Annotated in this window: 8 protein-coding genes; all 8 read right to left on the minus strand. The window is 70.0% G+C overall.

Annotation, left to right across the window (positions count from 1 at the left end; translation table 11 throughout):
- Positions 1-4: 4 nt before the first annotated feature.
- The 8 genes from D2E24_RS04820 to D2E24_RS04855 all read right to left on the minus strand — a co-directional run bounded on the left by D2E24_RS04820 (position 5) and on the right by D2E24_RS04855 (position 13326).
- Positions 5-889 (minus strand): formate/nitrite transporter family protein, encoded by an 885-nt coding sequence (locus D2E24_RS04820; RefSeq protein ID WP_125968188.1) that lies wholly within the window; start codon positions 887-889, stop codon positions 5-7.
- 158 nt (positions 890-1047) lie between these two features.
- The gene (locus D2E24_RS04825; protein WP_164521012.1) at positions 1048-2487 is read right to left on the minus strand and encodes a DHA2 family efflux MFS transporter permease subunit; all 1440 of its coding nucleotides are present in this window, start codon (positions 2485-2487) and stop codon (positions 1048-1050) included.
- Between the two features lie 196 nt (positions 2488-2683).
- Positions 2684-3178 (minus strand): GNAT family N-acetyltransferase, encoded by a 495-nt coding sequence (locus tag D2E24_RS04830; RefSeq protein WP_125968190.1) that lies wholly within the window; start codon positions 3176-3178, stop codon positions 2684-2686.
- A gap of 135 nt (positions 3179-3313) precedes the next feature.
- Positions 3314-6841 (minus strand): transcription-repair coupling factor, encoded by a 3528-nt coding sequence (gene mfd / locus D2E24_RS04835; RefSeq protein ID WP_241222866.1) that lies wholly within the window; start codon positions 6839-6841, stop codon positions 3314-3316.
- A gap of 43 nt (positions 6842-6884) precedes the next feature.
- On the minus strand, positions 6885-7484 hold the full coding sequence (gene pth, locus D2E24_RS04840) for an aminoacyl-tRNA hydrolase (RefSeq protein ID WP_125968192.1): 600 nt from the start codon (positions 7482-7484) through the stop codon (positions 6885-6887).
- 175 nt (positions 7485-7659) lie between these two features.
- A complete protein-coding gene (locus D2E24_RS04845; protein WP_125968193.1) occupies positions 7660-9291 on the minus strand; it encodes a gamma-glutamyltransferase family protein in 1632 nt (543 codons plus the stop codon).
- Positions 9288-9890: a GNAT family N-acetyltransferase gene (locus tag D2E24_RS04850; RefSeq protein ID WP_125968194.1), complete on the minus strand. Its 603-nt coding sequence runs from the start codon at positions 9888-9890 to the stop codon at positions 9288-9290. The genes D2E24_RS04845 and D2E24_RS04850 overlap by 4 nt, the downstream gene beginning before the upstream one ends.
- A 130-nt stretch (positions 9891-10020) precedes the next feature.
- Positions 10021-13326, minus strand: a complete 3306-nt coding sequence (locus D2E24_RS04855) for a UPF0182 family membrane protein (RefSeq protein WP_125968195.1) — start codon at positions 13324-13326, stop codon at positions 10021-10023.
- Positions 13327-13404: the final 78 nt, after the last annotated feature.

Here is a 13404-nt window from a genome sequence, read left to right on the forward strand (position 1 = left end):
CGCATCAGCGGCGGCCCCAGCCCAGCGCGGAGCCCGGCTTCTTGGCGTTGAGGTACCAGTACGCCAGCGCGACGAACAGGGACCCGCCCAGGATGTTGCCCAGCGTGGCCGCGGACAGGTTGTACAGGATGGCCGGCACGTCCAGCGCGGCCGCCCCCGCAGCATCCGCGCCGTAGCCCATCATCGCCGAGACGAGGCCCATCGGCAGGAAGAACATGTTGGCCACGCAGTGCTCGAAGCCCATCGCGACGAAGCCGGCGATCGGCAGCAGGATGCCCAGCACCTTGTCTGCGACGGAGCGCGCGGCGAAGCCGATGCGCACGGCCAGACACACGAGGATGTTGCACAGGATGCCGCGCACGAACAGCGTGCCCCAGCCGGGCGTCACCTTCGACGCTGCGGTGGCGACGGCCAGGTCGCCCACCGCGCCGCCGTTGAGGTCCATCGTGCCGGCGAGCGCGACGAGCGCGACGAGCAGCAGCGCGCCGGCGAAGTTGCCGAGCCAGACGAACAGCCAGTTGCGCAGCATCTGCCGCCAGGTGACCTTGCGGGCGGCGAGGTCGGAGACCATGAGCGAGTTGCCGGTGAACAGCTCGGCGCCGCAGGTGAGCACGAGCACGAGGCCCATGCAGAACGCGAGGCCGCCGACGAAGCGCTTGGGACCCCACGTCATCGCGTCGTCGCAGGTGACGATGAGGAAGAACAGGGCGCCGAATCCGACGAACGCGCCGGCGAACATCGCGGAGACGAAGGCGCGACGACCGGTCAGGCGCGTCTTGGCGACGCCGGCGGTCTCGACGGCCTGCTCGGTCTCAACCGGGGTGAGGGCGTTGACGTTGACGGCGGGCGCCGGCGCGGCGTCATGGTGCTGATCGTGGTGCTGGGTCATGGGTACGGCTCTCCTGGGCGTGATACGACGTCATATCGCGCGCGGGGCCGCCGCTGCGGCGCGGCCGGCCCGGCGCACGTCGTATTGTACGGCATCACGGCGGGCGGCGGCGGCAAACGCGCCGCGCCGCCCGTCCGCATGTCGGGGAGGCGCCGCGCTCAGGCGCGTGCGGCCGATTCGATGCGCCGCAACGCGACGGCGAGCACGAAGGCGACGGCGAGCGTGCCGACGAACACGGTCATCGACGACGAGAACGCCGTGACGTACGCGTCGGCTTCTCCGGTGCCGTCGGCGAGCGCCGGCGCGGTGAAGCCGTCCATGAGGGTGGAGGCGACGGCGGTGCCGATGGCGCCGGCGAGCTGCTGGAGCGTGTTGAGGGTGGCGGATCCGTCGGGGTTGAGTCGTTCGGGCAGCTGGTTGAGGCTGTGGGTCTGGGCAGGGACCTGCACGAAGCCGCCCAGCGGCATGAGGATCATGTAGGCGACGAGGACCGTCCACCAGCGGTCGGGGAAGGCGAGGAGGGCGAGTTCGAGGATCATGACGCCGGGCACGCCGATGAGGATGAGGCTGGTGGCTCGGTGGGCGCCCAGGAGCCGGCCGACGATGACGGACATGAGCGCGCCGCAGGCCGCGCCGGGCAGGAGGACGAGGGCGGCGGTCATGCTGCCTTCGCCCTGGCCTCGCTGCAGGAGGATCGGCAGGAGGAAGTTGATGCCGAGGATGGTGCCCTGCATGAGCATGAGGACGATGAGGCCGACGGTGAATCCGGGGTGGGCGAACACGCGCACGTCGACGAGCGGATGCGCCGATCTCAGCTGCGTCATGGCGAACGCGGCCAATGCGAGGGCGGCGAGCGCGGCGATGCCGACGGTGAGGAGGGCCGGCCAGGTGCCGCAGAAGCTGCATGCGACGATGACGCATGACAGGCCGACGGCGACGAGGAGCAGCGCGGGCAGGGAGATGGTCGCGCGTTCGCCCTTGCGGATGTCGGTGATGGTGACGGCGCCGGCGGCTCCGGCGGCGACGAGGAACGGCACCATGATGTAGAAGATCCAGTGCCAGTCGAGGTATTCGACGACCATGCCGCCGTAGACGGGGCCGAGCGCGGGGGCGGTGCAGGTGACCATGGCGACGATGCCGAGGAGCATGCCGCGCTGGCGCAGGGGCGCCTGTTCGAGGACGATGGTGGTCAGCAGCGGCATGGACACGCCGGTGCCGACGGCCATGACGAGGCGGGCGGCGAGGAGCATCGGGAAGCTGACGGCGAACGCGCCGAGCAGGGTGCCGGCGGTGAAGATGAGCACGGCGGTCAGGAACAGCCGTTTGGTGGCGAACCGTCGTACGAGGAACGGCGAGGTGGGGATGGCGACGGCGAGCACGAGCAGGTAGCCGGTGGTGAGCCACTGCACGGTGGCCGCGTTGATGGCGAACTCCCCCATGAGGTCGGAGTAGGCGATGCTGAGCGAAGTCTCGGACAGCACGCCGAGGAACGTGAGCGCGGCGAGCGCGACGACCACGACCAGCAGCCGTGGTTCGATGCGGTCGCTTCCGCCCGCTCCCCTGTCCGTCGTTGTCGTCGTCGGCGATGATGCGCCCATGGGTGTCCGTATCCCTTCCGTTCGGTCTCGATCCCTGCGGGCAGGCCGTGGCGGCCGGCCCCGTCCGATCGCTTTCGGATACGGATATAGGGAGGCGTATAGACAATGCCGATCCGGCATGCGGCCCGCCGTCCGGCATGCGGACGGCGGGCCGTGGATCGCGGAATCATGGCAGTGGACGGCGCATGCCCGCCGGTTAGAGGATCTGCTCCATGCCGACCTTGTACGGGGTCAGGCCCATGCGCTCGTAGAAGGCCTGCGCGCCCGGGTTGCACGACCACACGTTGAGGGTGAGGTTGTGGCATCCGGATTCGCGGGCGAAGGCGAGGACGTGCCGGTAGAGGGCGGAGCCCACTCCCCCGCCGCGCGCGGTCTCGTCGACGCAGATGTCGTCGACGTACAGCGTGGTGATGTCGGTCAGCACGTGGTTGCCGTCGTTGCGCTGGAACACGCAGAACGCGTAGCCGAGCAGGGTCGTGTCGTCGGCGGCGAACATGCCGAAGACGGGCGTGGACTCGTCGGCGAGGATGCCGGCCAGTTCGCCGTCGTCGTATTTGGTCGCGCCTGCGCGGAACAGGTCGGGGCGCCCCTGATGGTGGACGTCGGCGACCTGGCGCAGCAGGCGGTGGAGTTCGGGGATGTCGCGCGGCTGCGCGCGGCGGATGCGGGTCTCGTCGGTGCGATCGGTCATGACCGACAGTCTAGCCCGCGCGCCGGCCGCGCGCCGCCGTCCGGCCGGGGCGCGGACGCACGACGTGCGACGTGCGACGGTGCGGGCGCGGCGGGCGGGGCGGCGCCGCGATTCGGTCCGTCCCGCCGCATCCGGTCAGCGGCGTCCGCCCGGCGTCCAGGCGAAGTCGTTGAGCAGGTCGTTCACCCAGTCCATGACGTGCTCGCCGGCCATCGGGCCGTTGCCCAGCGATCCGGCGAACGGCGCGGGGATCAGGTACGTGTGGGTCAGCGGACGGTACTGGGCGCCCTTGTAGATGCGGTTGATGCGCATCTGGATCGACTCGGGCGGGTCGAAGCGGCCCACGCGCACGTTGCGTCCCTGCGCGACGATCTCGCTGATGCCCAGCTCCCGGGCGCGCATGCGCAGGCGGGCGACGCCGAACAGCGTCTCGAACGCCTCGGGCAGCCGGCCGTAGCGGTCGGCCAGCTCCTCGGCCAGGTCGTGCAGGTCCTGCTCGTCGCGGGCGGCGGCGAGCTTGCGGTACGCCTCCAGGCGAAGCTTGTCCGAGTCGATGTAGTCGACCGGGATCGACGCCTCGATCGGCAGGTCGATGGTGACGGCGACCGGTTCGGCGCGCTGCGGCTCCTTGACCTGTTCGACGGCCTCGGACACCATGCGGATGTACAGGTCGAAGCCGACGCCCTCGATGTGGCCCGACTGCTGGTCGCCCAGCAGGTTGCCGGTGCCGCGCAGCTCCAGGTCCTTCATCGCCACGTCGAAGCCGCTGCCCAGCGACGTGTTCTGCGCGATCGTGGCCAGACGGTCGTGCGACTGCTGGGTCATCGGCTTGCTCGGATCGTACAGGAAGTACGCGTAGGCGCGCTCGCGGCCACGGCCGACGCGGCCGCGCAGCTGGTGCAGCTGGCTGAGGCCGAACCGGTCGGCCTGGTCGACGATCAGCGTGTTCGCGTTGGAGATATCCAGGCCGGTCTCGATGATCGTCGTGCACACGAGCACGTCGATGTCGCGGTGCCAGAAGTCGCGGATGACGTTGTCGAGCTGCTTCTCGCCCATCTTGCCGTGCGCGGTGCCGACGCGCGCCTCGGGCACCAGCTCGTGGATCCTCGCGGCGACCTTGGCGATGTCCTGCACGCGGTTGTGCACGTAGAACACCTGGCCGCCGCGCAGCAGCTCGCGGCGCACCGCGGCGGTGACCTGCGCGTCCTCGTACGCGCCCACGTAGGTGAGCACCGGCAGACGGTCCTCGGGCGGGGTGGCGAGCGTCGACATCTCGCGGATGCCGGTGACGGCCATCTCCAGCGTGCGCGGGATCGGCGTGGCGGACAGGCTCAGCACGTCCACGTTGGTGCGCAGCGCCTTGAGCGTCTCCTTGTGTTCGACGCCGAAGCGCTGCTCCTCGTCGATGATCACCAGGCCGAGGTCCTTGAAGCGGATCTTCGGGTTGAGCAGCTTGTGCGTGCCGATGACCACGTCCACGCCGCCCGTGCCGAGGTCCTCGATGGTCCTCTCGATCTCCTTGGGCGTCTGGAAGCGGCTCATCGCGGCCACGGTGACCGGGAAGCCCTCGTAGCGGCCGGCGAACGTCTCGTAGTGCTGCTGGACGAGCAGCGTGGTGGGCACGAGCACCGCCACCTGCTTGCCGTCCTGGATCGCCTTGAACGCGGCGCGCACCGCGATCTCGGTCTTGCCGAAGCCGACGTCGCCGCAGATGAGGCGGTCCATCGGCACCGGCTTCTCCATGTCGGCCTTGACCTCGTCGATCGTGGTGAGCTGGTCGGCGGTCTCCTGGTACGGGAACGCGTCCTCCAGCTCCTTCTGCCACGGCGTGTCGGGGCTGAACGCGAAGCCGGCCGACGCCTGACGCGCCGAATACAGCTTCACCAGATCCTCGGCGATCTCGGCGACGTGTTTGCGCGCCTTCGCCTTGGTGGCGGCCCAGTCGGAGCCGCCGAGCTTGTTGAGCTTGGGCGTCTCCGCGCCGATGTACTTGCTGACCTGGTCGAGCTGGTCGGTGGGGATGAACAGCTTGTCGGCGGGCGCGCCGCGTTTGCTCGGCGCGTATTCGATGACCAGATACTCGCGGGTGGAGCGGTTCGCGCCGGTGCCGATCTCGCGCTGGCGCATCTCGACGAACCGTCCGATGCCGTGCTGCTCGTGCACCACGTAGTCGCCGGCGCGCAGCTCCACCAGGTCGATCGCCTTGCGGCGGCGCTTGGGGGTCTTCGCCTGCGCGGCGGCCGACGAGCGGCCGGTCAGGTCGCGTTCGGTCAGCAGCGCCACCTTGGCGGCGGCGTCGACGAAGCCGTCCTGTGCCTGCGAGCGGACCGTGTCGAACGAGGCGACGCCGGTCTCGTTGATCGCCCGCTTGAGCCTCGCCAGCGTGCCCTGCGCGCCGGCGGTGACGGTCAGCCGGTAGCCGTCCTCGACGAGCCCCTGGATGCCGGCGGCGGCGCGGCGTTCGTCGCCGCGGTATTCGCCCGGCGCGCTCGCGTCGAGCATCACATGGCCGGGCCGTGTCGCGTCGACGCCGAAGCCGGTGACCTTCCACACCTCGCGGCGCGAGTAGGCGAGCGTGTCGACGGTGCTCTCGTAGTCGAGGAAGCTGGCCTGGTCGAAGGTGATGGGCGCGCCGGCGCCGTGGCCGGACGCGGCCACATGCCAGCTGGCGGCGAGGAACTCGTTGGCGGTCTTGGCGAGGTCGTCGGCGGCGCGGCGCAGCTTCTCCGGGTCGCACAGCATGACCACGGCCCGTTCGGGCAGGAGCGCGTGGACCGGCTCCATGTCGTCGATGAGCGCGGGCATCAGCGACTCCATGCCTTCGACGGGGATCGCCTCGGCGATGGAGGCGAGCATGTCGTCCGCGTTGGGGATGCGGCCGACGAGCGCGGCGGCGCGCCTGCGCACCTCGTCGGTCAGCTGCAGTTCGCGGCACGGCGTCGCCCAGACGGACGTCAGGCCGTCGCCGTACGTGCGCTGGTCGGACGAGTGGAATTCGCGGATCGTGTCGATCTCGTCGCCGAAGAACTCGATGCGCACCGGGTGCGGCGCGGTCGGCGGGAACACGTCGATGATGCCGCCGCGCACCGCGAACTCGCCGCGGTCCATGACGAGGTCGACGCGCGTGTACGCGTGTTCGACGAGCCGGCGGGCCACCTCGTCGAGCGGCAGTTCGACGCCGGTGCGGAACACGAGCGGCTCCACGTCGCCCGATCCCTTGACGATCGGCTGGATGAGCGAGCGCACCGGCATGACGAGGATGCGGATCGGTCCGAACATCGGATCGGACGGGTCCGGGTGGGTCAGCCGGCGGAAGACGGCCATGCGGCCGGCGACCGTGTCGGCGCGCGGGCTGAGGCGCTCGTGCGGCAGCGTCTCCCACGCCTGCAGGAGCGCGATCTCGCCCGGGTCGCCGTCGTACCAGGAGCGCAGCGCGGCGACGGTGTCCTCCGCCTCGCGTCCGGAGGCGACGACGAGCACGACCGGTCGCCTCCGCGCCGTGGCGGCGGCGAGCGCCGGCCGGATGCCGTCGGGCGCGCCGACCGTGATCGCCGGGTCGGCGCGCTCGCCCCCGTCCGCGTCGGCGGTGCCGTCGGCGAGCGCACGGAACGCGGGATCGGCGTCGAGCGCGTCGATGAGGCCGGCGAGCGATCCGCGGGTCATGGCGGCCTGTGCGGCGTCGGCGCGGCGGGTGGCGGCGGTGGCCTTACCTGCCATTGAACTTCTCCTGGGTGCGGGCCAGGCCGTTGACGATGATCTCCTCGGCGGCGTCGGCGCCGTCCATGAGGAATTCGAGCAGCTGCCTGCGCTGGTCGGGGCCGAAGCCGCCGAGCACCCAGTTGACGGTGTTGTCGTGGGCGTTGGCGCCGCGCCGGGCGTGGCCGACGCCCATGCGCACGCGCGCGTACTTGGGGGTGCCCAGCGACTTGTCGATGGATTTGATGCCGTTGTGGCCGCCTGCGGAGCCGCCGGCCTTGACCTTGATGCGGCCGAAGTCGAGGTCCATGTCGTCGTGGATGACGACGACGTGGTCGGGTTCGATCTGGTAGTAGGCGGCGATGGAGGCGACGGCGTTGCCGGAGTCGTTCATGTAGGTGAGCGGCTTGGCGAGGAAGAACTTGACGTTGCGGCCGTTGAGGCTCATCGCGCCCTTGCCGAGCATGGCGAGTCCCTTGTGGTCGGAGAAGGCCACCGACCAGCGTTCGGCCAGCACGTCGGCGGCCATGAATCCCATGTTGTGCCGGGTGTCCTCGTACTTCTTGCCCGGATTGCCCAGTCCCACGATCAGCCAGAAATCGGATGCCATTCGTCCCTACCTTCGCCTCATGTCCGCGCGAGGCGGATGCTTTTCGTAACCTTGGGCATCATACCGTCAGGCCCTCCCGCGTCGCGTGCGGTTCGCGCACGGCGTGGGAGGGCCTGACGGGTCGGGGCCGGCGGTCGGGGCCGGCGGTCGGGGCGGCCGGACGGGCGGCGCCGTGCTACAGGCAGGCGATGTTGCTGTCGGTGCGCGATTCGGTGCCGCCGACGAGCATGCCGTCGTCGAGTCGCATAATCATCTGGCCGCGGCCGAAGTCGGCGGTCTCCAGCGCCATGGTCATCGCGTGGCCGCGTCGGGCCAGTGCGCGGGCGATGTCGGCGTCGAAGCGGGTCTCGACGCGCACCTCGTTGCGCCGGTCCCATTTCCAGCGCGGCGCGTCGAGCGCCTGCTGGGGGTCGAGGCCGAAGTCGATGGCGTTCATCGCGACCTGCACATGGCCCTGCGGCTGCATGTAGCCGCCCATCACGCCGAACGGGCCGACGGGCAGGCCGTCCTTCATGAGGAAGCCGGGGATGATGGTGTGGTAGGTGCGCTTGCCGGGTTTGAGCGCGTTGGCGCGCGCCGGGTCGAGCGAGAAGTCGGCGCCGCGGTTCTGCAGGGCGATGCCGGTGCCGGGCACGACGATGCCGGATCCGAAGCCCATGTAGTTCGACTGGATGTAGGACACCATGTTGCCTTCGCCGTCGGCGCAGCACAGGTAGACGGTGCCGCCGTCGGCGGGCGTCGACGTGGTGCGCACGCGCGCCTCGCCGTCGATGAGCCTGGCGCGTTCCGCACCGTATGCGGGGTCCAGATAGCGCCGGTAGTCGAAGTCGGTGTCGTCGGGGTCGGTGACGGTCTCGAACGCGTCGGCGAACGCGATCTTGACGGCTTCGATCTGCCGATGGTACGTGTCGACGCTCTCCTTGGCGGGGAAGTCGAAGTTGTTCAGGATGTTGAGGGCCATGAGCGCGACGATGCCCTGCCCGTTCGGCGGGATCTCGCACACCTCGTAGCCACGGTAGTTGACGCGCATCGGATCGACCCAGCGGGGGCGGAACGCGGCGAGGTCGTCGTGGCGAAGGTAGCCGCCGGCCTCGCGCGACGCCCGGTCGATCGCCTGCGCGAGGTCGCCCTCGTAGAAGGCGCGCGCATCGCTGGCGCCGATCGCCTCGAGCGTGGCCGCATGGTCGGGCAGGCGCACGACGTCGCCGGGTTCGGGCGTGCGGCCGCCGGGCGCGAACGTGCGCATCCATGCGTCGAAGCGGCCGTCGGCGTTCCGGGAGCGGTACAGGTCGGCGCCCTTGCGCCAGAAGTACGACAGGTTCGGGTTGCACGGGTAGCCGTCGCGCGCGTAGTCGACGGCGGGTGCGAGGTCCTCGGCTAGGGTGAGCCGGCCGTAGCGTCCGTTGAGCGCGGCCCATGCGGCGGGCGCGCCGGGCACGGTGACGGGCGTCCAGCCGAGCATCGGCATGCGGCCGTGCTCGTCGGCGCCGTCCGCCAGGACCCGGTCGATGGAGATGGCCCGGGGTGCGGGACCGCTCGAGTTGAGGCCGATCAGGCGCCGTTCGCGCGCGCTCCATGCGATGCAGAACGCGTCGGAGCCGATGCCGTTGGACGTCGGTTCGACGACGGTCAGCGCCGCCGCGGCGGCGACGGCCGCGTCGAACGCGTTGCCGCCCTTGACGATGGCCTGCAGGCCGGCCGCCGACGCCTGCGGCATCGAGCAGTTGACCATCGCCCTGCCGGCGTACAGGGGGTAGCGCTGCGAGGGGTAGCGCTGCGCGAGCGGGTCGAAACGTGGAACCGTCATCGGATCGTCTCCTTGTCCGTGTCGTGTCCGTCCGTCGTGGCGGAGGCGCGTCCCGTCCCCAGCGGACGGAACCAGTAGCCCATGTCGTGGATGCGGCCGTCGCCGCTGGTGACGGCGGCGGGCAGCAGGCCGAAGCGGGTGAATCCGAAGCGGCGCATCAGCGCGTTCGAGCCGGCGTTGTCGGCGTAGATGATCGCCGCGGCGTGCGTGAACCCCCGGTCGGCGGCGGCGTCCATCAGCCACGCGACCATCGCGGTGCCGAGTCCCTGGCCGTGGTGGGCGCCGGCGATGTAGTAGCTGAGTTCGGTGACGCCGTCGTAGCCGGCGCGCTGGTGGAACTTCGAGAGGGACCCGAAGCCGGCGGTCGCCCACTCCCCCGCGTCGGTCTCGACGTCGATGACGACGACCGGGTAGCGGTCGCGAGGCTCGTGCGAGTCGACCCATGCGCGGCGCGCCTCCAGCGACACCGGCTCCAGTTCGGCGGACGAGCCGCCGCGCACGACCGCCTCGTTGTAGATGTCGGTGATGGCCGGCAGGTCGGCTTCGACGGCCGGGCGGATGACGTGGCGACGGGGCGCATGCGATTCGGATGATGTCATGGGCCATGATTCTAGGCCGTCCGCGCGATGACGGGGAGCCGGGATTCGGGGCGCGGATATGCCGGGGCCCCGGAGCGCATGCTCCGGGGCCCCGACGGTATCGGACAAACGGCTTGACCGCCACCGGCGGCTACTGGAGCCGGATCGCCTGGTCGAGCGCCTCCTTGAGACGGTCCTGCGCCTCGCCGTAGGCGGTCCAGTCGCCGTTCTTCATCGCGGCGTCGGCGTCCTTCATCGCCTGGGCGGCGTCGTTCAGCGCGGTCTTCAGGTCGCCGGCGGACGTCGTGCCGCCGGTCGTGCCGCCGTCGGAGCCGTCGGACTTGCCGTCGGATGCGGCGTCGTCCTTCGTGCCGTCGCCCGCGGCGCCGCCGGAGCCGTCCGCATCCGACGAACCGTCATCCGCACCGCCGGAACCGCCGGAGCCGTCGCCGTCGGCGACGTTCTCCGCGTCGCCGGCCTCGGCGCCCGAGTCGCCGCCGAACACCTGGTCGAGCGCCTCGTCGAGCGTGTCGGCGAATCCGACCTGGTCGCCGAACGCGACGAGCGTCTTCTTGAGCAGCGGGAACGACGTGGATCCGCTCGACTTGACGTACACGGGCTGCACGTACACGAGGCCGCCGCCCAGCGGCAGCGTCAGCAGGTTGCCGCGCACCACGTTCGTGGACCCGGATTCGAGCAGGTTGAGCTCCTTGGATACGTCGGCGTCGGCGTTGAAGTTGTTCTGCGCCTGGCCCGGGCCGGGCACGTTGGAGTCCTTGGGCAGCTCCTGGAGCCGGATCGTGCCGTAGTTCTCGCCGATCACGCCCGCCTGGTCGCCCGCGTCGGAGTCGACCGACAGGAATCCGGTGAGGATCTCGCGCGTGGACGTGCCGGCGGGGATGTACGAGGAGGTCAGCGAGAACACCGGTTCGTCGGAGCCGCCGGTCTGCAGCGTCAGATAGTAGGGCGGCTGCAGGATGTCCTTGGCCTGCGCGGCCTCGGATTCGGTCGGGTCGACGGGCGTCTGCCAGAAGTCCTCGCCGGAGAAGAACTGGCTGGCCGAGGTCACATGGTACTTGGAGAGCAGTTCGCGCTGCACCTTGAACAGGTTCTCCGGGTAGCGCAGGTGGCTCATCAGGTCGCCGGAGATCTCGGACACCGAGTGGTACTGGCCGGGGAAGATCTGCGACCACGCCTTGATGACCGGGTCGGATTCGTCCCACACGTACAGGTCGACCGAGCCGTCGTACGCGTCGACGGTCGCCTTGACGGAGTTGCGGATGTAGTTGGCATATTGCGTGCCCAGTCCCTGCACCGTGTCGGACGTCTCGGTGGTCGAGTCCTCGGTCGCCTCGCCGAGGTCGGTCATCTGCGAGTACGGGTAGGCGTCGGACGTGGTGTAGCCGTCGACGATCCACTTGACGCGCCCGTCGACGACGGCCGGGTAGACGCGGCCGTCGAGCGTCAGGTACGGGGCGACCTTGGCGACGCGTTCCTTGGGGGAACGGTCGTAGAGGATCTGCGATTCGCTGGTGACGCGGTCGGAGAAGAGGATCTGGTCGGAGCCGAAGCGGATCGCGTACAGCAGACGGGAGAGGATGTTGCCGACGGACGGGCCGCCGTCGCCGTCGAACGTGGTGGTCGCGCCCTCCGACCCGGTCGGATAGTCGAACTCCCACGACTTGGTGCCCTCGGGGGCGCCGACGATCGAGTATTCGGTCGCGTTGGGTGAGAAGTAGATGCGCGGCTCGTAGTTTTCGGAGTCGGTGAGCGCGCCCTGCGTGGGGATGCCCGATTCGAAGAACTTGGGCTGGCCGTCGGCGGTCACCTTGTTGCCGTAGGCGGCGACGATGCCGTAGCCGTGCGTGTACACGGTGTGGTCGTTGACCCAGTTGCGGTTGTCGAGGCCGTCGAGGTCGAGCTCGCGCGCGGCGATGACCGTGTCCTGGCTTTCGCCGTCGATGTCGTACTTGTCGACGGCGAGCGTGTCGGCGAACGTGTAGTACTGCTTCGACTGCTGCAGCTGTTTGAACGTGGGCGACACGATCTGCGGGTCGAGCAGGCGGATCTGCGCGGTCGTCTCGGTCTCGCCGGCGAGCGCCCCGGATTCGCCCTTGGTGGTGGCCTGGTACTGCTCGACCTGGATGTCGTCCAGGCCGTACGCCTCCTGCGTGGCCTTGATGTTGCGTTCGATGTACGTGGATTCCATCTCCTGCGCGTTGGGGTTGACCTTGAAGCGCTGCAGGAGCATCGGCCAGGCGACGGTGAGGGTCATGGACACGACGACGAACGCGGCGACGGCGACGACGGGCGTGCGCCACGCCTTGATCGCGGCGACGGCGCGCACGGTGGGCTTGGCGGGGCCTTCGAGCGCGTGGGAGCGCATGAGCCACACGCCCAGCACGATGCCGAGCAGGACGGTCAGGCCGGCCATGACGAGCGTGACGGGGATGGTCGCGTTGACGGTGGTGTAGGTGGCGCCGGTGATGCGGTCGCCCTGTTCGGTCAGGTGGGAGAACATGCCGACGATCTGGCGTGCGGCCCAGGCGAGCATGTTGAGCATGAACCAGACGGCGACCTGGCGGCGGGCGCGCTTGGTCACGTCGAGCACGCCGCGTCCCTTCACGGGCATCGTGAAGCGGATGCCGCCCATGAGCAGGTGGGTGACCGCGGAGAACAGCAGTCCCATGAACAGCAGCATCGACACGGCGGCGACGACGAGCCGCAGTCCGGGCAGTATGAACACGTAGAAGCCGTTGTCGAGGCCGAACTGGGGGTCGGTGGTGCCGAACGACTGCGCGTTGAACATGAGGAGGATCTCGGTCCAGTTGGCGTTGAACTCGGATCCGAACACGATGCCGACGATCAGGGAGACGCCGGCGGCGACGCGCCGGGCGGTCTTCGAGCTGACGGACCGCCCGATCTCGACGACGTCGCCGTTGATGCGGAACGTGGAGCCGTCGGACGAGTCGGGGCGCGCGTGGATGGCGAGCGCGGCGGACGCGAAGCCGGTGAGCGCCACGAGGAGCGCGTACGCGGCCCACACACCGATCTTGGTGCCCAGCTGCGTCCAGACGACGCTCTGGAAGCCGAGCTGGTCGTACCACATGAGGTCGGTGATGAAGCGCGAGAGCGCGAAGAACAGGCCGACCGCCACGGTGAGGACCGTGACGACCGCGATCAGGGCGATGCTGCCGCGGTTGGACCGGGGTGCGGCGGGCCGGGATGCGATGCGCGGGCCTGTGGGACCGTGCGGCGGCCGATGCGCGCCGGAGGCCGCGCCGGCCGGCCGCGCCGCGTGCGCGACGTGCGGCTCGGCGGTCTCATCGCCGTCCGTCTGCACGTCGATGATGACCGGTTCGTCGTCGTTGGCGGCGTCCCTGCGGCCTCGCCCGCGCTGCGCGTCGCGCGGGTCGAATCCGGGGGACGTGGGATCGAACATATCGAAAAGTGACATGTCGCCAGCCTATCGTCAAGTGCGGAACGCCGTTACGCCGTGGGCTTGCCCGCCCCGCCTTCCGATTCCGGACGGTTC

It is taken from the genome of Bifidobacterium samirii (genome assembly GCF_003952945.1).
GTDB classification, from domain to species: domain Bacteria; phylum Actinomycetota; class Actinomycetes; order Actinomycetales; family Bifidobacteriaceae; genus Bifidobacterium; species Bifidobacterium samirii.